The following is a 22,665-nucleotide window of genomic DNA, read 5'->3' on the forward strand; positions in this document are numbered from 1 at the left end:
AGCAATGCGTTTGGTATTATTTCCTGAACTTCATCTACCATTAGACATAAATAATCTGATCTCGGAAGTTTTTCTAAAGCAAGAGTTTCGATATAACAATATAAATAATTCAATCAAAAAACATTTTTATACATTAACCTGAGAATTTAAATAGTTGCCCTTGCAATGGCTAGGATGATGTACATAAAAAGGACTAAACTACCTCTCCCTAAGATCCAGACACAGATATTGCTTGGATAATCAGACGGTTAAGATACTTATGAAAAGGAGTCAGAAGTCAGGAGTCAGAAGTCAGGAGTCAGGAGTCAGAAGTCAGAAGTCAGGAGTTAGAAGTCAGGAGTCAGAAGTCAGAAGTCAGAAGTTAGAAGTCAGAAGTTAGAAGTCAGAAGTTAGAAGTCAGAAGTTAGAAGTCAGAAGTTAGAAGTCAGAAGTTAGAAGTCAGAAGTTAGAAGTCAGAAGCAAAGCCGGAGACGTTTCCTGTCAGAATAGCCCAGCAGTTAAGTCAGGCGTTTCAAGCAAAGAAAATTTTTCTTGATCTCCACGATTAAAATCGCTTGCTCTAAACCATGATTCAGACGCTCGCAGACTCGCTACCGCTTCGCTATCCACTTTTTAGTTCGGAATTCAATTCTGTTAGCGGATAGCTAAGGTTTAGCCCATTCTGGCTCCTGACGGAGTGAATTCTTCTTCGGTAAAAAAGTAATCTTATCTGATTAATTATACGTATATAAATAAAATTTTAGTGTAATTACGTATAGAGGTAAGATATTTAACTATTACGCCGTAAGTCCCCCACTGAATTCTGTACTCGGAATCAGTGGCGGGATATAAGGTGGTTGATAAGGATTGCATCTAATATTAATTTTTTGCACAGCAAAGACAAATATTAGATGTATGACGAATCAACAATTATTTTCTTTTACCCGCTTACCAGAAAATACATATCATGTTAAGATCAGCATATCAATGAGGTGATGTTGAGTGTTACACAAGGCTTGCCCTGAGCGATGTCGAAGGGTTGTACAAGTCCGTTTATATCCGTCGCAAGAGCAGCAAATCCAATTAGCTCAAGCTTTTGGTTGCGCTCGTTGGTGGTGGAATTATGCCCTAAATAAGTCAATTGAGACTTACAAAGAAACAGGGTTTGGACTTACTCGTGCAGCGCTCAACGCACTTCTTCCAGCACTCAAAAAATCTGTTGATACGATTTGGTTAGCTGATTGTTACAGCCAAGTTTTACAAGCTACAACACTCAATCTAACCACGGCGTACAAAAACTTTTTTGATAAACGTGCTGGTTTTCCTAAGCTCAAATCCAGGCATGATAAACAGTCTGTCCAGTACCCTCAAAATGTCAAAATTGTAGATGGTAATGTCAAACTTCCTGGCAATATCGGGATAGTCAAAGCCAAAATACATAGGCTGATTGAGGGAAAAATTAAAACTGTTACTGTGAGTAAAACGCCTTCTGGTAAATACCTTGCCTCTATCTTGACTGAGACAGAGGGCGAAAATCCAGTTATTTCAGAAGGTAAAATTTACGGGATTGATTTAGGTTTGAAACATTTCGCCGTTGTAACCGATGGCGAAAAGATTTCTAAATATGGTAATCCTAAACACATTACCAAGCACGAGAAAAACCTCAAGCGGAAGCAAAAGAAATTAGCTCATAAGCAAAAGGGAAGTAATTCAAGGAATACATATAGAAAAGTTGTTGCCAAAGTGTACGAACGAGTTAGTAACTCAAGGCAGGATTTTCTACATAAACTTAGTTATAAGTTGGTCAGCGATAGCCAAGCTGTCATAGTAGAAAACCTTAATGTCAAAGGCATGGTTCGTAATCACAAATTGGCAAAATCAATATCTGATGCAGGGTGGGGAACATTCACAAACTTTTTAGCCTATAAGCTAGAACGCAGAGGTGGAAAGTTAGTTGAGATTGATAGGTGGTTCCCCAGTTCCAAACTCTGTTCTAATTGTTTCTATCAAATAGATGAGATGCCGTTGGATGTCCGTGAATGGACTTGTCCTCATTGTAATACTCATCATGATCGTGACGGTAACGCCGCAATAAACATTAGAGCAGAGGGTATCAGAATGATAAAGACGGAAGGTTCAGCCGTCTCTGCTGTAGGAGGGGAGGTAAGTCCTAAACTTGGGCGAAAGTCTAAGTTTGGGCATTCCCCCGTGATTGCAGAAGCCCAAACTGCACTTGGTACTGCAAGTCAGTGTGGGTAGTTCACTTCAAGAAACTTTAAAGGAAAATGTGAATCCTTAATAATCTCAGCGCTGGTAAAGTAAGCTATTGCTACATTTGCTAGGGATTCAAACAGTAACTTAATTTCTAGACAAGGCTACCTATATCTTACTGTTTGGGTAGTTTTTATGTAACGGATAGCCAAGCACTTCTTTTTTTTATTCAGCCATGTCTTTAACTAAAAGTGTCAAAAAAGATAAAATTCTCGTTGTCGATGATGTTTTTGACAATTTACTGGTATTGGAAGCAGTCCTAGAAGATAAGAACTATGAAATTAGCTTGGTGGAAGATAGCAAAATTGCTCTGGCTATGGTTGAGGAGTCACCACCAGATATAATTCTCTTAGATGTGATGATGCCGGAGATAGATGGCTATGAATTTACTCGACGCATCCGACAGAATCCGGCGTTGCCATTTATTCCGATTCTGCTGCTCACGGCTCACTATGAGTCTAGCGTTGTTGAAGGACTCGATGCTGGTGCAGATGACTTTATTCGTAAACCATTCGATCCTGATGAACTAGAGGCACGAGTGCGATCGCTCCTGCGGCTCAAACATAGTATCGACGAACGAGATCAGATGGCTAATCTCCGGGCAGATTTTGTCTCGCGTTTTACTCACGATTTACGCATACCGCTAGTAGCTTCCAACCGCGTATTAAAATTATTGCTGGAAGGCAGGTTTTGCGAAGTTTCGCCACAATTGCAAGAAATAATTGATACCATGATTGGCAGTAATCAAGACCTGCTGGAAATGGTAAATACCTTGCTAGAAGTTTATCGTCATGAAGCGGGCTGTAAAATCTTAAAAATTTCTCCCTGCAATATTCAGGAATTAGTTAGTGAAGTTTCCCAAGAATTAACGCCCTTAGCTGAAGAAAAAGGATTAGCTGTAAATATAGATCGAGGTGAAACTGCAAGTACGATCATGGGCGATCGCGTAGAACTGCGGCGAGTTTTGACAAATATCATCGGCAATGCCATCAAATTTACAGACAAAGGTTCTGTAGATATTCACTGCTATCTGACTCCGGTAGCTGTAACTATTGATATCCAAGATACAGGCCCAGGAATTTCTAAACCAGATCAGGCGATATTATTCAAGCGATTTCGCCAAGGTAAACACCAGCGTTCTGGTAGTGGTTTGGGACTATATCTATCTCGTTGCATTATCGAAGCACATCAAGGCACAATCGATGTGACATCTGAACCAGGGCAGGGTAGTACATTCACTATACGTCTACCTGTAGCTGGCGAAAACTAAAAGTAGGCAGACAAAAAATATTAGCACCTTTGAAAAAACCAGTGATAGCTTGAGAAAATATTTTGCGATCGCGTCAGTGCCATAGGATTATTTAACGTGAGTTCACAGCAGGGGGATGAAACACCTAAAATCGCGTTCTCAAGACCTCCGGAGTTTATTTGAGAACAATATCACCATTGAATACGTGGCAGAACCTCTCAAAGCTATGCCAGCTGATGCTCCCGTGATAGAAGTGCTGCATTGGATGCAAGCACAAAATTTTGATGTTATCGGCATTGAGACAGAAGATATTATTAGCGGTTATGTAGAACGCTCTAGTTTGATTCAAGGCAAAGAAGGCAAATGTAGCGAATATCAACGAGTGTTTCATCCAAAAGAACTAATAGCCATTTCTACCCCACTGATGAAGTTGCTACCCATTTTGCAACAAACTCCGCGATTGTTTGTTCTGGACTGCAATCAGGTAAGTGGTATTGTTACCTGTGGTGACTTGCAGAAAGCACCTGTGCGAATGTTACTGTTTGGCTTGGTAACGCTGCTAGAAATGAATTTGCTGCGGCTGGTGCGGATTTACTATCCCCAAGATTCTTGGCAAAAAGTCCTCAGAATTGAGCGCTTAGAAGTTGCTCAACGGCTATGGCGAGAAAGCCAAGAAAGAAACGAAGCTACCGATTTGTTAGATTATCTGCAATTCTGTGATAAGCGAGAGTTGATTTTAAATCAACCAGAACTTCTTCAGCAATTGGGACTCAAGTCTAAGCGGTTTGGTGAACGCTTCCTCAAGTCTGCTGAACAGTTGCGAAACCGATTAGCTCATGCCCAAAATTTAGTTACTGGCTCCTCTTGGACAGAGTTGATTTCTTTAGCAGAGGCGATGGAAACACTCTTAATTCGCTGTGAGGAAGTTGAGTAAAGTGGTCAGCTTTGTATTAATTTACAATCAATCTTGGTCGCAGGGCTATTTCGTTCTAAACATAAACCGCCCAGAACTAAAGTTCCGAGGCTCATAGCTAAAGTCCGTTAAAACGGACTATAACTTTGTCTCAGTCATCTTTAGACGACTTTCGCTATTAGACTCAGAATTCATTCTGAGGCGGGCTAGATGAGAATGAAATAGCCCTGACCCCGGTCGTTTTGAGAAAGCCTTACTTAAAGCGACAAGATTGCTCTATAGTCGGAGTCTCTTCAAGTTGGACTATTATCAGAACAGCTGGCGCATCGCCTACTGTTCCAGATAAGTGACCCTTATGACCTTGGGCGTCTGCTTTTGTGCCTTGATCTTCTCCAAATGAAATTTCGCCAGCACCCATCTCGACTCGCTGGCCGTCCATAGTCTCCACGAACCAGCGTCCCGACAGTGGGATGATCCACTGGGGCTTGGGGTTCTCATGCCAGTTGCCAACCCAACCTACAGGTAGCACAGTAAAGGTGATTGTAGCACCAGACTGCTTCAAATTAGAAAGCCACTGCGGCGAGGTATCTGGGGCTATGCCTTTTTCGATGAAATCCTCAATTTGACAACGGGACTGGTGACTTATACCGTCGCCGTCAGTCCAGACGTGCCAGTAGTCAATTGTTGGTTTGGGTGATGAATTATTCTGCATAAAAATGGCTCTCTTTAATTGTGGGGTTATTTTACTTTGGTTTCATTTATTCGCTCATCATAGAGCTAGTAAAGCAATGTTTACGACGGGCTAGGCCTGCGCTGCTATTTTTGAATTTTGAATTTATAATGTCTGCTTGGACTGGTCTAACTTCATTACAAATTATGAAACCGCAACCTTATAATTGCGCCCTTCCCATTTACTGCTTTCAATCCAGAAAAAGGTAAAGCTGATTGGCTGTTGCTGGTGATCAGAAACAGAAATATCTACAAAATTGACTCCTAACTTGGTGGAAGTAGCAGGCGTATCTTGTACGGTTTGCCAATTATCCTGTGACCAGTGCAACTGAAAAGATGCTAAAGCATGAATTCGCAGTGTATAACCTTTTTTAACTTTGTCTACTTGACGGTTAAACTTCCAAATTTCTAATGATTTACACTCTTGTCTTTCGCCCAGATATCGATTCGCCACCTCTGGAATCAAATCAAACACCTGACCGTCATGATTTGACCGTAGCAGCTTAATATATTCCGAGTGTGCCCACATTAAAGGCATAGCAGAACCTGTTGGTTTTCCTAAACACATGTGGTTTTCAGGTGTATCTGCTTCATCCCAAACCTGTTCTGGTAGCAAACAAGTGTTTGAAGCAAATCCTTCCATCGCCTTAATATATGTTTTGACATCACCACCAACAGCTAATTCATAATGTCCTCGTTCTCCTGTTAAGAGAGGCCAAGCACGTCCTTTACCCCAAGCTGTGTACGCATTGCCATTTTCCTGCTGTCCATAGCCGTCGTGGTTGTAACGATGCCAACAAGGCCCAACGGGTGTATCTACTTTCAAGACTGCATCAATTACTTTGACAGAATCAACAATAATCGGGTCATCAGGTTTACGAATTCCATAGCGCACCAATTGTAGAAACCCGCCATCAACAATTTCCTTCGCCGGAAATTCTGCTGGTTCACCAGGAGGTTGACTGCTGATAAAAAGAGTTCCTTGGTTTGGATTTTCGTTGGGTTGAGGATTATTAATATCTGAAGGAGTAATCCGGATATAATGCCGTTTGATGCCAGGAACTAAAGTTCCTTCAGTAGTAACTGTCCAAGCTTCGACGTGAGATTCTAAAAAATCTGCGTATTCTTCGATGAATTTTGCTGTTGCTTCATCCCCACGTTCACGAGCAAATTGAGCAGCACAGATTAAGGCGGCAATATTCGATGCTAGTGTTGATGGTGAATAACCACTATTTTCTTCCCAGCGTTCTTGTTGGGTAGCCGGACCGCGACGAATTAAATAACCCGCCGCCCCCAGAACCATCGGATAGATATCGAAGTTTAAGCAAGTATTCTGCTGATGCAGTAGCCATGCTAACAGAATGGGAAATGCCACCTCATCAAGCTGGATACCTTTCCAGTAAGGTTTACCATCAACCCAGAAATTTTGGGCAAAACCCCCGTCTTCCTGCTGACTAGTGGCGAGATAAATGAGCGATCGCACTGCTGTAGCTGTTTCACCAGCAGCCACCAAACCTGCTACACTGCTGACCATATCTCGCGTCCAGACTAGATGATATCCTCCTTGATCTTGGTCGTCTTTGGCTTCGCCCCAAGGGATAGCAAGGGATGCAATTAAAGCACCTGGATAGGCTTTGTCTTCATGTGCCAAAAGCAAACTAATGCTGCTGTGATACAAATTACCTTCGTCATCCGAAACATCTTCTAGGGGTCGGATATTGCGGCGCGATCGCTTCCACTGTTCGTTGTATTGTTGCTTTTGCTGTTCAAAAGGAATATTCAGCGACTGAAATAGTGTAGAAACCGCATTGTGCAGATTGCTGCCAAATGCCAGTCCTAAAGTAAACTCGTCACCACCATTCAAATTTATTTCTCCTGTCAGACTAATATTGCCATTCACAGCCTGACCAAATTCCCAATCCATCTGGAAATTATCAGCCAAATCTGTCCAGCCATCACTTTCACCGACGTAGCCACAGGAAAGACGGGTAAAGGGAACTGTTGCACCCAGCGCTAGCCATCTTCCATCTTTCTCGGCCGTTAGAATGTGATGCCCAGCAACTTCTATGACGTAACCATTGTTACCTCTGCCTCCAACTTCCAGATGCGGCGCACATAAAGCATATAGCTGGAGTTGGGAGATAAAATCGCGCTCTCCTGTGATTTTTGTGTGCTGTAAGATACAGGAGAAATGCGGGTCAGCAATAACTTCCTTGATGATTGTATAGCGCCCTTGGGGATCGGAATTAGTAATGCGGTATCCCAAACCGTAAGTCCACATCGGTTCAATTTTTGATTCGAGATGGCGTTTCTCTTCGTGAAAAAAGCTTTTTCCATCAGAAATTAGATACTGTAAATCCCGAACTTGGGGTTTATCTACTGTGGGATGGTAGATTTCAGTGACAATACCGTTCCAGATAGTAAACCAAACGCGACTGGAGGTAGAGTAAGCTGTTCCGACTCCATCTTTATTCGCATGAGTCCATCGAGGTTCGATACCCGGTGCGCCAAAAGCCTGTCTTTGACCAATAATTTCTACCATAATTTATTGTGTTGATCAGCTTTAAGTACTATTTGGAAATGCTGTAGTTGATATTTATCTGATTAAAAATTTATTGCGAAGCTTGAGAAGATTTGCGAGCGGCAGTTAAGGATTTTGCTTCAATAAAAATTTGTTTTATTTCCGGATGTTTTTGGCTAATTTTTACTTCTAAACTTTCTACAGTTAAAGCTATTTCCTCACCTGTAAGATTTTGAGAAAATTGAATTTCTAAGTTGAGTAATACTTCCTGTGGAGCAAGCTGCATTGTTAGCACCCGGATAACTTCTTTGACTCCTGGTTCTGTTTTTGACAAAGAACGGATATTAGCTATGGTTTGAGGATCGGCACTTTCACCAAGTAATAATCCTTTACTTTCTCTCGCTAATATCACTGCTACTATAGCCAAGATAATGCCAATAATAATTGAGGCGATACCATCAAAATAAACATTATTAAATAAATGCCCTAAAAATATTCCGATTAAGGCAACAAGTAAACCTAAAATTGCCGCAGAATCCTCACATAGTATTGTAAATACTGTAGGATCTTTACTGGTTTTGATTGCTTGCCAAAAATTTTGCTTACCCTTGGTCGGCAAAAACTCTTTTAAAGCTACAGTCCAAGAAAAACCCTCCAATAATATTGCCATACCTAACACAATATAATTCCATTTTGGGTCTTCTAAAGGGCTGGGATTAATTAAATGAGTGATTCCTTCATAAATTGACATGCCGCCGCCAATGGCAAAGATGAGGATAGCAACGATGAAAGTCCAGAAATAAAGTTCTTGACCGTAACCAAAGGGATGGCTATCATCTGCTGGCTTTTGGCTCCGGCGAATTCCCAGCAAAAGTACCAGTTGATCGGCAGTATCTACAACTGAATGAATCCCTTCAGATATCATGGCGGAACTGCCAGTAATGGAGGCGGCCATAAATTTAGTAATAGCGATCGCTAAGTTAGCCCCCATTGCCGCAAATATAGTTTTATTAGATGAATCAGATGCCATGATAGTAAATAATAATTATGCAGAAACTTCTAATTCACCATCTATATGGATAACTTCCCATTGGGTTTGTTCGCGATCGCGCCAAAAGCGTAATCCAACCGTAGCGTCTCCCACGGATAAATTTGTGAGTTCTAAATCTGGCAACCACTTTGGTAGTGAAGGTTGTACCTTTAACTTTCGCTGTGGTGCATCAGCTTCAAGTCCTAAAATGGTACGAATGAGTAAGAAAATTGAGCCAGCAGCCCAAGCCTGGGGAATATTGGCATCTGGATAAGGTACTGGAAAGTTATCATCTTGGCGTTCAATTCCGGCAAACAATTCTGGCATTCGCCCAGATTGAAAATAATTAGCAGCAGCAAAAATACCCTCAGCGATGCGGTTAGCTTCTTCGTGATAGCCATACTTTTTTAATCCAGCCGCGATGATGGAGTTATCATGAGGCCAAACACTACCCCGTTGATAACTAATCGGGTTATAAGCTGGATTTTGAGATGAAAGAGTCCGCACACCCCAACCACACCACATATCTGGTTGAAAAAGTCGGTTAACAACCTTTTTTGCTCGTTCCTGTGGGACGATACCAGACCACAGCAGATGCCCAGGATTTGAGGTAATTGATTGAATTTGCTGCTTTTTATCATCTAATCCTAAACAGTAAAAGCCTTCAGATTCCATCCAAAAGCGATCATTAAATCGTTGATAAAGTGATTCTGCTTTTTGACGCAGCTTTTTCGCTTGTTCTTTTTCGCCCCAGACTTCATAAATTAAAGCTGCCCTTAGCCAAGCATCATAAACGTAGCCTTGCACTTCACACAAAGCGATTGGCGGCTCAACTAATTTGCCATCCGGGTAAACTATTGAATCACCCGAATCTTTCCAAGCTTGATTCCGTAATCCTTTTGACGAACGAGTTAAATACTCAACAAAGCCATCCCCGTCAAAGTCGCCGTATTTGTCAATCCAACTTAGCGCCTTTTCCAGTGGCGCTCGACACTCATCAAGCATACTGAGATCGGCGTTCCAGTTATAGGCTTCAGCTAGAGTCACAATCCAAAGGATGGTAGTATCTACTGTTCCGTAGTAGGGTTTGTATGGAAGTAGATTTAGTGTAGTTAACTCATCGCGCCGTAGTTCATGTAGTATTTTGCCCGGTTGGGCATCCTGCCAATCATCCAACTCAGTTGCCTGGAGTTGAGCCAGTTTCAGTAATGTGCCACGGGCAAATTCATGATAGACTGCGATCGCTTGCAAGCTAGCAATTATTGAGTCGCGCCCAAAAACGGCGACAAACCAGGGAATACCAGCAGCAGGCATCCAAAATTGATGCCCATTGTCATATACCTCAATCCGCAGCGCTCCCATATCCACGATCGCTTGCTGATAGTATTCCGCTATTTCAGCATTAGACGAGCGCAACTTTGTCGCATTAGTCAGAAACTCATCCCTGACCTTTCCGGCTTTTGTATTGTGAGGCACAGCGCAGGTGTCTTGAGGTTTGAAAACATTTCCATCAGCTAAGGCTGTAAAGTTGATACAAGTGTGCCATGTTTTGCCAGGAGCGATCGCCACATCAAACATTAAACGACCATTGGCATAGCGTGGCTGAGAACTAGCAGAAACTGGTTCAATCACAATACCTCGGAAAAAAGAGCCGTTCCGATATTCAGTCGTGAGTACACCATTTTCCCATTTGGTTTCTGTTTCACCCCGCGTCAAAATTTGCTGTGATTTGACATCAAAAATATCCGCAAAATCCGAGCGCACAGCTAGCATTAATTGAAATTTAACAACTTCATTATGATAGTTAGTTATATCAATATCTTCATGCATCCCTTCCACAATGTCGCGCCGAACAGTTACAAGCAAACTACCCGGAGGTAAAGAACTGTTGATAGTAGGAAGTTGCGGGTTGGTGAATTGGTAAAGCGCATTATGATGGGTGATATTGCTAGATGCTAGCAGCGAAAGTCGGTAGCGATTCAGAGAAATTTCGTAGTAAGAAATTAGGCGTGTGTCCCAAACAAAAAAACCTTGAGGTAAATTTTCGTCGATGGAACCATCACTAGCTGTTACGAGAAAAGAGGAACCATCGTTGATGGTTATCAAATCAGGATTGACAGTAACTTTTGTCGGCATTGTCAATTAACCATTCTCTGTAAAACCTGGATATAAGGTCATCCCACCGTCTACAAACAGTGTTATACCATTAACATAATCAGAGTCATCAGAAGCCAACCAAACTGCTGCTTTGGCGATATCTTCTACATCTCCCACACGTTTGGCTGGAATTAGTTTTAGTAACTTTGCTTCTGCTTCTGGAGTATCCCAAGCTGATTTATTAATTGGAGTTTTGATTGCACCAGGGGCAATACTATTGACGCGAATTTTGTGAGGTGCAAGTTCTTGGGCAATACTTTGCATCATCATATTTATACCGCCCTTACTTGCGGCATAATTAACATGACCTGCCCAAGGAATTACCTGATGCACTGAACTAATACAAATAATCTTACCTGCGGCAGATGAAATATTGGGCTGTACACCCCGGCGCAAGAATTCCTTTGCTGCTTCTCTAGCACACAAGAATTGTCCTGTTAGGTTTACCCCAATGACTGTATTCCATTGGTCAAGGGTCATATCTACAAACGGTGAATCTTTTTGAAGACCCGCGTTATTTATCAAAATGTCAATAGTGCCGAATTGCTGGATCGTCTGGCTAAACATCGCCTTTATTTGGTCTTCTTTGCTGACATCAGCTTGAATGGCAAATGCTTCACCATTAGCCGCCTTGATCTCATCGACAAGTTTTTGGGCTGCTTCGGCTTCAGAATGATAGTTGACAGCTACTGCTGCACCTGATAAAGCTAAATAGCGAGCGATCGCTTCACCAATGCCAGAACTAGCACCCGTCACAAGTGCTTTTTGACCTTTAAGCAGATAAGGAGAAGAACTCATAATGCTTTCGATACTTTTAAAACTTGTGTTTGTTGTAAGTAGCTGAAGACTTGCATGATATTTTTGCTGGGCGTAGTATTGCCTTGGCGATTTAGCTCGTAAAATCGGTAAATTATAGATTAAGTAGGTAGGCGTAATAAAATATAAGATCAAACCTCACCCTCAATCCCTCTCCGTGAGTTCGGAGAGGGAAGCCGGAGGCAGGGGTGAGGCTTTATATTTAATTTGACCCACTTACTTAAAGAAGCAAAACTTTTTATTATTTTAAGAAATCCCCAGTATTTTTCTAATCTATCTAGAGAAAGATAAACAGTATATTGTTTTACTAAGCAATATTTCAATTAGTTGTCATTCCTATGACAACAGGATGTCTTTATTTGCTTTATTTGGAGGATTGTAATTTTAAAGATCAGATCAATCTCAAGAAAGATTTATGGTATATTCAGAGCAATGTCGGTGATGAATTCAGGTAAAATATTTAGTTAATCAATCTAAATGAGAGAACAATGTCAGATATTCAGGTAAGGCAATTCATGAATTGCCCCTACCTTAAGAATCATGGTTTAGGCTATTGTTTTTATCACTCCTGAGTATCTGATTAGATTAGCTATAGGAATCCGGTTTGATTTCTGAAAAGATACGTAGGGGAGCCAGTGCGTTGCGGTGAGGGGGTCGCAGTCTTGGCGCTTGGCGTCGATTGCGAACCCCCGAACCCGAAGGGAGGTTCCCTCCGTTGTAGCAACTGGCGTTGTGTTAGCAAGGAGAGTACGGCATCAAATCCTTGATAATGGTGCGTTACGAACTTCGTTCTAACACACCCTACATACCTAATTTTGTTCAACAATCAAATAGGAGTCTTATATTGTCAAAGAACCAATCTAAAGTAATCAAAAATAATCATTTTCTAGTTTTCATAAATACCAGCTGGGATATTATTTAAACTAAAATCGTGGTTAATTTAATTAGTATTGGCATTTGAAAAAATAAGTACTAAAAAACAGTAAATATGGAAAACGTTTTTTATGCTCTGTCTTTGAATAACCAAAATTTACCATACCCTGACCCTCTACACCCCATCATCGTCCACTTCGTAATTGCGATGGTGCTTTTTTCTTTCCTATGCGATGTGCTGGGCTATTTTACCCGCAACGTGCGTTTGTTTGAGGTGAGTTTCTGGAATATGTTTGTTGCCTCAGTAACCATCTTTTTAGCGGTGATTTTTGGTCAGTTTGAAGCGGGTCTGGCGAACATCTACCCAGCAGTCCAACCAACACTGAATTTTCATACGGTGATGGGTTGGTCGCTGGCGGTTATTGTCGTCGCCATTACAGCTTGGCGTTTCGTGATTCGCGATCGCACTCCCCGGAAAATACCGCCTGCTTATTTGGGTGCTGCAACGTTTTTAGTCTGCTTGGTGTGCTTGCAAGTCTATCTAGGCAGTAAGCTAGTTTGGGTGTACGGGTTACACATTGAGCCAGTTGTGCAAGCAATGAAGCAGGGAGTTTCGCCATGAACTTGCAACTGATTGAACAGTTGAGATTGAGGCTGAATGCTAACGGATTGCCTTATGAGATTCCAATACATCCGCAACTGGTGCATCTAACATTGGGTTTGTTCATTATTGCGATCATTTTTGATATAGCAGGAACGCTTTTTGCTTTAGAAAAACCAATATTCAAATTTTTAGGTCTGCCTGCCCTGCGTTCTGGTTTCTTTGATGTCGGCTGGTATAACCTCATCGGAGCAGCTTTTATCACCTTTTTCACCGTTGCAGCTGGTTTTTTCGAGCTACTGCTAGCAAATCCACCAGTTGATCAAAAGAGCGTTTGGGGGTTAACTACTGGTTGGACGATGCTTTTGCATGGTTTGGGTGGCGTTTTGCTGTTGGGGGCGATCGCAGCCATGACTGTATGGAGAGGTTTGCAACGCTATCGCTGGCGCAAGGATGCTTCGGTGCAGGTGCAGTGGAGTTATTTATTAGCAGGTATGGCGATCCTGGCAATATTCTACATTCACGGAACTTTGGGAGCGCAATTGGGCGAGGACTTTGGAATTCACGTTACTGCTGCGAAGTTACTCCAAGAAGGTAAAGACCCAAATTTTCTACTCAAATAGGACTTACGTAAAACTACACGAACCCCACCCCCAACCCCCTCCCCGCAAGCGAGGAGGGGGCTATGATGTACCTCATTTGATTATGAAAAGCTATATATTTAATTACGCCTACCTACTTAAGAAAACATTAATTGTAAGTACAGAGGCCGTCGAATATGCCTAGTCAAACCTATGTACAAGGACAAAGAATTCGAGCTATTGGATTAACAGTGACAAACTGCAATCGCTCTTTAAATTTCTATAAAGAAGCGCTTGGTTTTGAACTAGTTTCCGACATCACTGTTGAAGGACAGAATTACAGCGACCTAGAAGATGTGACTGAGGCAAAAATTCGCATTGTTACCTTACGACTAGGTGATGAACTTATCGAGTTGATGGAATATCTCAACATTCAGGGTAAACCCATTCCCAGCGATTCACAAAGTAATGACCTGTGGTTTCAACATCTGGCAATTGTGGTGAGTGATATGGATCGCGCCTATGCTCACTTGCGTTCATTTCCCATTGAACCAATTTCAGTTTCTCCCCAGACAATGCCACCTAGTAATGAAGCATCTGCTGGTGTCCGTGCCTTCAAGTTTAAAGACCCTGATGGTCATAATTTAGAGTTAATTTGGTTTCCGCCTGATAAAGGAAAAGATAAATGGCATCAAAACAGCAATCGGTTATTTCTGGGAATTGATCATAGTGCGATCGCAGTTTCTAATACCGAGCAAAGTCTACACTTTTATTGCGACCTCCTGGGAATGCAAATTGATAGCCGTAGTCTTAACTGGGAGTCAACCCAAACTCGCTTGGATAATTTACCAGGAGCGAAAGTCCAAATTACAGGACTGCGACCTGTTGAAGATGGTGTGGGAATTGAACTGTTAGATTACATTTTGCCTGGAAAAGGCCGTCCTATACCGAGTGACTGGAAAAGTTGTGATATTGCGAAGATGCAAATTGAACTTGTTGTCAATAACATTGAGCAGGCAGTAGAGATGTTGCGGCAGAATGGGGTTCAATTTGTGTCATCGGGGATTATACAGTTTACTGATAGTGCAAGTCCTTATCGCCAGGGGTGTTTAGTTAAAGACCCTGATGGACACACAATATTGCTAATTGCGGAATCCTAATGTTTTTTTATGGCCACTTTTTGTCTAAAGCAGTTCCCACATAACCATAACCAATAATTGCTATTTTCTCCAAATCACTGTAAGAGGATGTTTTAAAAGTCCTAAAGTATACCAAAAACCCCGCTTCCATTCCTCTCCCCGTTGGCGTCAGCCTGCCGTTAGGCAAGGGTCGAGAGGCTTTGAAACCCCCATTCCCTTGTAGGGAAGGGGGGCTAGGGGGGTTAGGTTTCTGAGATATTGATGTTAGCAATAATACTTTTCAAACACCCTCTAATCCTGCTGTGAAGTGATTTGACTGTATCAGAAGCCTTTCTATACATTGAATTTTAAACTTTATTTTGATCAGTTATCGGCAAAGGCTTTTGCAATTTGTTTTAACCCACTTTCTAAGACATCCCGTGGAGTTGCAATATTGATCCTCTGAAATCCTTCGCCGCCTTTACCAAAGGTTGAACCATCGCTTAACCATACTTTTGCTTGATTAAGCAAGGTCTCCTTGATCTCATCGTCGCTGCGTCCCATACCCCTGAAATCCAACCAGACCAGATAAGTCCCCTCTAAAGGGATAGCTTTTACCTGGGGGAGATGGTCACGAACAAAGGACGCTAAAAATTTAAAATTCTGATGAAGGTAGGAGTTCAACGCTTCGAGCCAGGGTTCACCATACCGATAAGCCGCAATGGTAGCTTCAATGCCAAAGGTATTTGTCATGATTAATCCTGCTTTGGACAGCTCAGCTTTAAACCTGTTACGCAGCGATGCGTTAGAGATGATTATGTTGGCAAGTCCCAGTCCAGCGAGATTAAATGTTTTACTTGGGCCTGTGCAGGTCACAACGCGGGTGGCAATTTCATCGGAAAGCGTCTCAAGTACGGTGTGTTTATACCCCGGCATGATCAGGTCTGCGTGTATCTCATCAGAAACAACCACAAGGTCATATTTCAGACAAATTTTTGCAAAACGATTTAGTTCTTCGAGACGCCAGACTCTCCCCACTGGATTGTGAGGACTGCAAAAGATGATCAATCGCGTCTGGTCGTCGATAGAACGTTCCAAATTATCGAAATCGATGGCATATGTGCCGTTTTCATGTTGAATCAATTGGTTAGTTACTAGTTGCCGACCGTTGTTGATCACCGCATTCATAAAGGGGTAATACACTGGGGGTTGAATAATCACCTTATCCCCAGGATTTGTGAAAGCCTTGACCGCGAAGTTTAATGCCGCAACAACCCCAGGAATGAAGGTAATCCAACTCTGTTTAACCTCCCAAGCAAACCGCCGCCGCATCCAGTTGATCACAGCATCGTAGTAATCGTCACTTGTGACGCTGTAGCCAAAAATTCCATGTTCTGCGCGTTGTCGGATGGCTTCGCAAACCTCAGGGGGAGCCTCAAAATCCATGTCCGCAACCCACATGGGTATAGTATCTTTAGGCTTAAGGTATCGTTCCCGGGTATCATATTTGAGAGAACGAGTGTTGGAACGTAAAATGATTTTGTCAAAGTTATAATTCATTTGAACATAATACCCCTAAAAGTGAAATTGGGGGCTGAAACTATTAATACCTCGTGGAAAATTTAATTTTTGTCAGTGCTATTAGCGCTTGGGAAATTTCGATTAAACAGTCTTTAGGAAAGTTAATAGTTCCTACTAATTTGGAGGACGCTTTGCGCTTTAGTCGGTTAAAGGTTTTAGCGATTACGTTGGCACATGGAATAAAGATTGCTGATTTGCCAATTATCCCATTCTTGCCAGTATTAACGATGATTCAACGTCCAAAAATTAAAGCATCTAGGGAATAAGTACCAGGGCCTAAAACCGCGATCGCAATCAGCATAACGCAATACATAAACGCTTTTTCCCAACTTGGTGGTTCACCTGTTCCTAAAGGACCTTTATACTGGTCTTCTGGAATTAAGTATGGATCTTGGGCTACAAAAGGTTTACGTCCAGAGACATCTAAATATATCGCATAAATCATTGAGCCGAGAATGGGCAATGTCGCTAAGAGTGTCAGGAATCCAATAATTAGAAAAATTCCACCACCTAACATAGACGCTGCTGATAACAAGCAAAGAGAGACAGGCATTTTTAGAGACTCAGCCCACTGTCGAAGATGCGTTAACTTTGGATAGCCGTGTAGTAGAAACAACCCGCCAAGGCTAAATCTTAGTAGTAAAAGTGCTAATCCTGGGAGTCCGTCAGGATAAACAGGAGAGAGTGAACTTAACAAGTGTGGACTTAGCTGTGGATAATTAAATGCAGCTAGGAAAAATGCGATCGCTACACCCAGCCCAAATTGATAAATCATAGTTGTACACCACGGGTATTAAGGTCAATAGCATATAAGGAATGACCGGCTGTGATAAATAACCGATCGCGTTCTTTACCACCAAAAGTTAGATTAGTGCTTGTCTGCGGTATAAGAATTTTTCCCAACTGAGTCCCATCGGACGCGTATACTTGTACGCTGTCTTGAGAACTAGTAAAAATGTTGCCATGTTCGTCAACCCGAAATCCATCAGGTTGTCCTGGATCGATGACACAGAACACACGGCCATTCTTTACATGGCGATTGTCCACAATCTCATAGACGCGAATATGATGAGGCCCGCCAGGAATATTAAACGCAGCTGTATCCGAGACATACAAAAGGCTTTCATCTGGACTGAAAGCTAGCCCATTCGGGCGCACCATATCTGTTACTACAGGATAAATTTCACCCGTTGCCGGATCGAAGCGATATACGTAACTTCCAGGTTGTTCCTGTTCGCCGCCGTAACCTTGGTTCGGCTCGGTGATGCCATAGGGCGGATCGGTGAACCAAATTGTGTTGTCACTTTTGACTACCAAATCATTTGGACTGTTAAGACGTTTGCCCTGGTAGCGATCAACTAAAATCTTCCATTCATCATCATGTTCGCGTCGGATGATAGCACGCAGACCGGAGGAACACGCAACTAGACGACCTTCTAAATCGCGGTAATTACCGCTTTGGTAATCAGATGGATCTCGCAGGACGCTTACACCATCGGTAGAATTCCAGCATAACAGACGGTTGCCGTGAGCGTCACTCCACACAAGGCGATCGTCTTCGTGGAAGTAAACAGGTCCCTCACTATGAACGGCACCGTTGGCTAGCTCCTGGAGTGAAGCACCGGGGCGGACAATAGTAAGTAGGCGATCGTCATAAATCTCAATGGCTTCAGCCATAGGAATCTCCTGTTATTTAACTTAGTTACTGGCGATAAATGGCAGCTTCAAGTTAATACAAACTTAGTTTTTATAAATATCAAATATGCCTGATTTACATAATACATAAACATCAATGAAATTAAAATGAAATATTAGCCTTACTTTAGGCATAAATGAAACTTACCCCATAACTCCAAGAGAATTGCTATCTATCCAAAGGCTGAATTTATGATTTGATAGATATACCATTTATGAGTTGAAAAATTCCGAGTTTGTGACATAAAGTAAAGCGTGCAAGCAAAAACTGTAGAGGAAACTAGCCACAAACACAGTATGCAAATTTTTTGTTTTATATCAATTCGTAATTCGTAATCAATAGGTGTAAGTAAGTGGATCAAATTAAATATCAAATGCCTCCGGCTTCCCTCTCCTTAGTAAGGAGAGGGATTAAGGGTGAGGTTTGATCTTATATTTAATTACGCCTACCTACTTAAGGGCTTGCGCTCGGACTCAGATTGCATCTGGTTTTTCGGGTTTGAATCTGTTGCCGGATTTTAAAGAATTGGTATAACTCTTATTCTTAATTTTAGAGTTGATTATGAAACAGATAGAAGCAGTTGTTGCCAATATCAACGATCTAAATGATGGGGAAATGCGACAGGTTTCTGTCGGCGAGACAGAGATTTTACTCAGTCGTATAGATGGAAAGTTTTATGCCGTCGGCGCACACTGCTCTCATTATAAAGCACCACTGGCTGACGGGGTGCTGAGTGGACATAATGTTGTTTGCCCTTGGCACAATGCCTATTTTGACGTGACGACTGGCGACCAACTAGAGCCACCTGGTTTGGATGCTTTAGCTTGCTATAAAGTACGCATTCAAGGTGAAAACGTTATTCTCAGCGTACCTAAGGAAACAACAGGATTGCGATCACCCGCAATGGCGCAATTTAACCCCAATGCTGATGGACGCACATTTGTGATCTTAGGTGCAGGAGCGGCGGGTGTCCATGCCGCAGAAACTTTGCGAGTAGCTGGATATCAAGGGCGAATCGTCATGATTACTCAGGATAACAAGCTGCCTTACGATCGCACCAAGCTGAGTAAAGACTACTTCATTGGTAAAACATCCTCCGAGGAAATGCTCCTGCGATCGCCCGATTTCTTCAAAGAACACGCCATTGAAGTACTGTTGAATAAGCGAGTTGAACAGGTGCAAACAACGGCAAAAGCGATCACCTTTAGCGATGGTGATTCCTTAACCTATGATGCCCTGCTGGTAGCAACGGGAGGAAAACCACGCCAGCTAGATATTCCAGGTACGGACTTGCAAAACATTTTGACATTACGCAGTTTTGATGATGCCGATCGCATTTTGACAGCGAGCAAGCAAAAAGGACAAGCGGTAGTCATTGGCTCCAGTTTTATCGGTATGGAAACTGCATCTGGGCTAAGTCAGCACGGCTTACAAGTAACCGTTGTTTCACCAGATTCTGTACCTTTTAAGAAAACTCTGGGCGAGGAAATCGGCAAAATCTTTCAACAAGTCCATGAGGAAAACGGTGTTTCCTTTAAGTTGGGTAGAAAAGCGGTACAGTTTGAGGGTAGTGACAAGGTAGAAGCTGTAATTTTAGATAATGGCGATCGCTTGCAAGCAGATATCGTAATTATCGGAGTTGGCGTACAACCGGCAACAGACTTTCTTAAAGGTGTGGATTTGCATCCCAAAGATGGCAGTGTTGTTGTTGATGAATACTTGTGTGCAGGTGATGGCATCTACGCCGCAGGCGATATTGCCCGTTATCCCGATTGGCGGACAAACGAATCGATTCGCGTTGAACATTGGCGAGTCGCAGCGCAGCAGGGGCGAATTGCAGCTAATAATATGGCAGGGAAAGCAGTCAAATTTAGAGGGCTTCCTTTGTTCTGGACAATGCAATTCAACTTTCCGTTGCGCTACCTTGGACATGCCCAAAGTTGGGATGAAATAATTGTAGATGGGGATTTGCAAAAACAAGAATTCATTGCTTTTTACACCAAAAACAATCAAGTTTTGGCAGTTGCAACCAGCCATCGGGATACAGAAACAGCAGCTATCTCAGAATTGATGCGCTTGAACCAGATGCTAACTGTTGAAGAATTACGCCGTGGTACAGTTGATTTGATTCAAAAACAGTAAATAGACCACGCAGCAAGGGTACAGCATTGCTGTGCCCCTACGACAGATGTGGTTCAAATACTTGAATTCTGCTGTAATAATATCATGTCCGCCAGATTACCCATAATAAAAGAACCCCACCCCCAACCCCTCTCCCTGCAAGCGGGGAGGGGAGACAAAGCATAGCTTTGGCTCTTTGGGGTTCTTCGGGTTTAATAAGCAATCAACCGGACATAATATAACAAGCAATAGGTTTGAGACAAGAGTAATTTGCCACCTCCTGCATATATGACCAACATCACTGAGCGTTACGACATCATCATTATTGGTACGGGAGCCGGTGGAGGTACACTGGCTCATCGTCTCGCACCCACAGGTAAAAAAATTCTCGTGCTGGAACGAGGCGACTTTTTGCCGAGAGAAAAAGCTAACTGGAATCCAGAGGAAGTTTATCAAAAACATCGCTACCATACAGATGAGCAATGGTATAACAAAGAAGGAAAAGCCTTTAAGCCTCAAACAGGTTACTGGGTTGGCGGCAATACTAAACTCTATGGTGCAGCCTTAATTCGATTGCGGGAGCGAGATTTTGAAAGGGTAATTCACAAGGGAGGAATTTCTCCAGAATGGCCTTTGAAATATCAAGACTTTGAGCCATACTACACGCAAGCAGAAAAGCTGTATGACGTGCATGGTCAGGAAGGGGAAGACCCCACAGAACCACCTCGCAGTGAGCCATACCCCTATCCGCCAGTCAGTCATGAGCCAGATATGCAGTCTCTTGCTGATTGCATTCGTGAACTGGGTTACTACCCATTTCACCTACCACTAGGATTAAAGCTGAATGAAAGCGAGCGCACCAAAAGTCCTTGCATTCGCTGCGATACTTTTGATGGATACCCCTGTCTTGTAGATGCAAAAGCCGATGCCGATGTTAACGCCATTCGTCCTAGCTGGGAAATGTATGCCAATTTCACCCTTTTAACTAATACCAAAGTCTTGCGGCTGCATACCAATGAGTCGGGGCGAGAGGTTACAAAAGTAGAAACTGAAATTGCTGGGGAAAAACATTGGTTTACAGGCGATATTGTGGTTGTTGCCTGTGGTTCTGTCAACTCAGCTGCTTTGCTGTTACGCTCGGCTAATGACAAGCATCCCAACGGATTAGCAAACAGTTCCGATCAGGTGGGGCGGAATTTCATGAAGCAACTGGAAACAGCCATAGTTTCCATACACTTAGAGGTGAATCACGCCAACTTTCAAAAAACCATCGCTGTTAACGATTTTTATTGGGGAGAGCCAGATTTTCCTTATCCGATGGGCATGGTACAAAATACAGGTAATGTGCTAGCCGATATGATTCCCGGTGAAGCTCCACCACTAATGGCACCATTTGTCAAGCTGATTCCCAATTTTGAGCGCCATTTGCTGGCCGAGCGATCGGTTGGTTGGTGGTTGCAGACAGAAGATTTACCAGATCCGAATAATCGGGTTCGGGTGGTGGGTGACAAGATTCACGTTGACTATACACTGAATAATACCGAAGCAAGCGATCGCTTAATCCATCGTTGGACATCTGTACTCAAGTCCATCTCTAACTCCGCTAAAAGCGTCCTACCATTTAGCCTTTATCCTCGCACTCAACTACCTGAACAAGCAGTTGCTCATCAATGTGGTAGTTGTCGATTTGGTAGAGATCCTAAAACTTCAGTCCTTGACCCTAATTGTCGTACCCATGATGTGGATAATCTCTATGTGATAGATAGTAGTTTTTTCCCGTCAAATTCCGGTGCTAACCCGACATTAACGATTATGGCAAATGCGTTACGTGTTGGCGACCTGCTTGCAGCAGCGTTGAGTGCAAACACACGCTCCGCGAACGCTAACGCATAGCTGAAAGAGTCATTAGTAAAATCAAAAAGGGCAAACGTTATGACAAATGATGAACGGCAAATTACACCACAACAGCAACCACAGATTCCATCTCAACCGGACGATTTAGAAGTGACAGATTCTCCTCATCCCCTGGCTACAAGTCTAGGTGCCGTTGGAGGTGGCCTTGCCGGAGCCGCACTGGGTCACTCCATTAGTGGTAAAATCGGTGCTGCAATTGGCGTGGTTGCAGGGGCAATTACTGGTAGCGTTGCAGCCAATAAGTTGGTAGGATACGCGGGAGAATTCATTGAAGAACTCCAGCCGACAATTGGATTGGGATTAGGAGCCAATCACAAACCAATTGAACTACTCCCTCACTATTCTTGGCAAGAATTACAAGCATTATCAAAACCACAAGGTGGAGAAACTCAAGTTATATGATATTATTTGCGCCAAATTACCCATAATAAAGAACCCCTCCCCGCAAGCGGGGAGGGGAGCTAAAGTGTAGCTTTGGCGGGGTGGGGTTCCAAATATTACCTGAAAATAGCTGT

At 42.7% G+C, this 22,665-nt stretch carries 18 protein-coding genes; 10 read left to right on the forward strand and 8 right to left on the reverse strand.

All coding sequences use genetic code 11. The features are described from left to right. The first annotated feature begins 981 nt into the window (after positions 1–981). The 3 genes from V7K31_RS28725 (at position 982) to V7K31_RS28735 (ending at position 4,433) form a co-directional block, all read left to right on the forward strand. Entirely contained in the window at positions 982–2,238 is a 1,257-nt protein-coding gene (locus V7K31_RS28725) for an RNA-guided endonuclease InsQ/TnpB family protein (RefSeq protein WP_335099303.1), read from the forward strand. Between the two features lie 187 nt (positions 2,239–2,425). Continuing rightward, positions 2,426–3,520: a hybrid sensor histidine kinase/response regulator gene (locus V7K31_RS28730; RefSeq protein ID WP_335099306.1), complete on the forward strand. Its 1,095-nt coding sequence runs from the start codon at positions 2,426–2,428 to the stop codon at positions 3,518–3,520. A gap of 115 nt (positions 3,521–3,635) precedes the next feature. Continuing rightward, positions 3,636–4,433, forward strand: coding sequence for a hypothetical protein (locus tag V7K31_RS28735; RefSeq protein WP_335099309.1), 798 nt, complete (start codon positions 3,636–3,638; stop codon positions 4,431–4,433). 232 nt (positions 4,434–4,665) lie between these two features. Here V7K31_RS28735 and V7K31_RS28740 read toward each other — a convergent pair whose 3' ends face one another. The 5 genes from V7K31_RS28740 to V7K31_RS28760 form a co-directional block, all read right to left on the reverse strand. Then, a complete protein-coding gene (locus tag V7K31_RS28740; RefSeq protein WP_335099311.1) occupies positions 4,666–5,124 on the reverse strand; it encodes a cupin domain-containing protein in 459 nt (152 codons plus the stop codon). A 162-nt stretch (positions 5,125–5,286) separates the two neighbouring features. Continuing rightward, positions 5,287–7,683 carry a glycoside hydrolase family 15 protein gene (locus tag V7K31_RS28745; RefSeq protein ID WP_335099314.1) on the reverse strand — a complete coding sequence of 799 codons (2,397 nt, stop codon included), beginning with the start codon at positions 7,681–7,683 and terminating at the stop codon, positions 5,287–5,289. Positions 7,684–7,753: 70 nt separating this feature from the next. Then, positions 7,754–8,692: a cation diffusion facilitator family transporter gene (locus V7K31_RS28750; RefSeq protein WP_335099316.1), complete on the reverse strand. Its 939-nt coding sequence runs from the start codon at positions 8,690–8,692 to the stop codon at positions 7,754–7,756. Between the two features lie 15 nt (positions 8,693–8,707). Next, positions 8,708–10,828 (reverse strand): amylo-alpha-1,6-glucosidase, encoded by a 2,121-nt coding sequence (locus V7K31_RS28755; RefSeq protein ID WP_335099319.1) that lies wholly within the window; start codon positions 10,826–10,828, stop codon positions 8,708–8,710. 6 nt (positions 10,829–10,834) lie between these two features. Further along, the gene (locus tag V7K31_RS28760) at positions 10,835–11,647 is read right to left on the reverse strand and encodes an SDR family oxidoreductase (RefSeq protein ID WP_335099321.1); all 813 of its coding nucleotides are present in this window, start codon (positions 11,645–11,647) and stop codon (positions 10,835–10,837) included. A 1,006-nt stretch (positions 11,648–12,653) separates the two neighbouring features. Here V7K31_RS28760 and V7K31_RS28765 point away from each other — a divergent pair. The 3 genes from V7K31_RS28765 (at position 12,654) to V7K31_RS28775 (ending at position 14,880) form a co-directional block, all read left to right on the forward strand. Further along, positions 12,654–13,160, forward strand: coding sequence for a DUF2231 domain-containing protein (locus V7K31_RS28765; protein WP_335099324.1), 507 nt, complete (start codon positions 12,654–12,656; stop codon positions 13,158–13,160). Further along, positions 13,157–13,762 carry a DUF2231 domain-containing protein gene (locus V7K31_RS28770; RefSeq protein WP_335099327.1) on the forward strand — a complete coding sequence of 202 codons (606 nt, stop codon included), beginning with the start codon at positions 13,157–13,159 and terminating at the stop codon, positions 13,760–13,762. Before V7K31_RS28765 ends, V7K31_RS28770 begins: the two co-directional genes overlap by 4 nt. Positions 13,763–13,917: 155 nt before the next feature. Beyond that, positions 13,918–14,880: a VOC family protein gene (locus V7K31_RS28775; protein ID WP_335099329.1), complete on the forward strand. Its 963-nt coding sequence runs from the start codon at positions 13,918–13,920 to the stop codon at positions 14,878–14,880. 342 nt (positions 14,881–15,222) lie between these two features. On the opposite strand, the gene V7K31_RS28780 is transcribed toward V7K31_RS28775, so the two are convergent. After that, positions 15,223–16,398 (reverse strand): MalY/PatB family protein, encoded by a 1,176-nt coding sequence (locus V7K31_RS28780; protein WP_335099331.1) that lies wholly within the window; start codon positions 16,396–16,398, stop codon positions 15,223–15,225. A gap of 53 nt (positions 16,399–16,451) precedes the next feature. Here V7K31_RS28780 and V7K31_RS28785 point away from each other — a divergent pair, with 53 nt between their 5' ends. Then, complete coding sequence (locus tag V7K31_RS28785; protein ID WP_335099333.1) at positions 16,452–16,685, forward strand: hypothetical protein; 234 nt, start codon at positions 16,452–16,454, stop codon at positions 16,683–16,685. On the opposite strand, the gene V7K31_RS28790 is transcribed toward V7K31_RS28785, so the two are convergent. Continuing rightward, positions 16,652–17,194 carry a DoxX family protein gene (locus V7K31_RS28790; RefSeq protein WP_335099336.1) on the reverse strand — a complete coding sequence of 181 codons (543 nt, stop codon included), beginning with the start codon at positions 17,192–17,194 and terminating at the stop codon, positions 16,652–16,654. The genes V7K31_RS28785 and V7K31_RS28790 overlap by 34 nt on opposite strands. Next, on the reverse strand, positions 17,191–18,096 hold the full coding sequence (locus V7K31_RS28795) for an SMP-30/gluconolactonase/LRE family protein (RefSeq protein WP_335099339.1): 906 nt from the start codon (positions 18,094–18,096) through the stop codon (positions 17,191–17,193). Before V7K31_RS28795 ends, V7K31_RS28790 begins: the two co-directional genes overlap by 4 nt. A gap of 580 nt (positions 18,097–18,676) precedes the next feature. On the opposite strand from V7K31_RS28795, the gene V7K31_RS28800 reads away from it, so the two are divergent. From V7K31_RS28800 to V7K31_RS28810, 3 genes are all read left to right on the forward strand, one after another. Next, complete coding sequence (locus V7K31_RS28800) at positions 18,677–20,257, forward strand: FAD-dependent oxidoreductase (protein ID WP_335099342.1); 1,581 nt, start codon at positions 18,677–18,679, stop codon at positions 20,255–20,257. 267 nt (positions 20,258–20,524) lie between these two features. Then, positions 20,525–22,129, forward strand: coding sequence for a GMC family oxidoreductase (locus tag V7K31_RS28805; protein ID WP_335099344.1), 1,605 nt, complete (start codon positions 20,525–20,527; stop codon positions 22,127–22,129). A 39-nt stretch (positions 22,130–22,168) separates the two neighbouring features. Next, positions 22,169–22,552, forward strand: a complete 384-nt coding sequence (locus V7K31_RS28810; protein ID WP_335099346.1) for a hypothetical protein — start codon at positions 22,169–22,171, stop codon at positions 22,550–22,552. Positions 22,553–22,665 lie beyond the last annotated feature (113 nt).

The organism is Nostoc sp. (assembly GCF_036917675.1).
Lineage (GTDB): Bacteria > Cyanobacteriota > Cyanobacteriia > Cyanobacteriales > Nostocaceae > Nostoc.

Bases quoted from the DNA above. Each gene is read 5' to 3' on its own strand.
- V7K31_RS28730 (WP_335099306.1), top strand. From the start codon at position 2,426: ATGTCTTTAACTAAAAGTGTCAAAAAAGATAAAATTCTCGTTGTCGAT.
- V7K31_RS28735 (WP_335099309.1), top strand. From the start codon at position 3,636: ATGAAACACCTAAAATCGCGTTCTCAAGACCTCCGGAGTTTATTTGAG.
- V7K31_RS28740 (WP_335099311.1), bottom strand. From the start codon at position 5,124: ATGCAGAATAATTCATCACCCAAACCAACAATTGACTACTGGCACGTC.
- V7K31_RS28745 (WP_335099314.1), bottom strand. From the start codon at position 7,683: ATGGTAGAAATTATTGGTCAAAGACAGGCTTTTGGCGCACCGGGTATC.
- V7K31_RS28750 (WP_335099316.1), bottom strand. From the start codon at position 8,692: ATGGCATCTGATTCATCTAATAAAACTATATTTGCGGCAATGGGGGCT.
- V7K31_RS28755 (WP_335099319.1), bottom strand. From the start codon at position 10,828: ATGCCGACAAAAGTTACTGTCAATCCTGATTTGATAACCATCAACGAT.
- V7K31_RS28760 (WP_335099321.1), bottom strand. From the start codon at position 11,647: ATGAGTTCTTCTCCTTATCTGCTTAAAGGTCAAAAAGCACTTGTGACG.
- V7K31_RS28765 (WP_335099324.1), top strand. From the start codon at position 12,654: ATGGAAAACGTTTTTTATGCTCTGTCTTTGAATAACCAAAATTTACCA.
- V7K31_RS28770 (WP_335099327.1), top strand. From the start codon at position 13,157: ATGAACTTGCAACTGATTGAACAGTTGAGATTGAGGCTGAATGCTAAC.
- V7K31_RS28775 (WP_335099329.1), top strand. From the start codon at position 13,918: ATGCCTAGTCAAACCTATGTACAAGGACAAAGAATTCGAGCTATTGGA.
- V7K31_RS28780 (WP_335099331.1), bottom strand. From the start codon at position 16,398: ATGAATTATAACTTTGACAAAATCATTTTACGTTCCAACACTCGTTCT.
- V7K31_RS28790 (WP_335099336.1), bottom strand. From the start codon at position 17,194: ATGATTTATCAATTTGGGCTGGGTGTAGCGATCGCATTTTTCCTAGCT.
- V7K31_RS28795 (WP_335099339.1), bottom strand. From the start codon at position 18,096: ATGGCTGAAGCCATTGAGATTTATGACGATCGCCTACTTACTATTGTC.
- V7K31_RS28800 (WP_335099342.1), top strand. From the start codon at position 18,677: ATGAAACAGATAGAAGCAGTTGTTGCCAATATCAACGATCTAAATGAT.
- V7K31_RS28805 (WP_335099344.1), top strand. From the start codon at position 20,525: ATGACCAACATCACTGAGCGTTACGACATCATCATTATTGGTACGGGA.
- V7K31_RS28810 (WP_335099346.1), top strand. From the start codon at position 22,169: ATGACAAATGATGAACGGCAAATTACACCACAACAGCAACCACAGATT.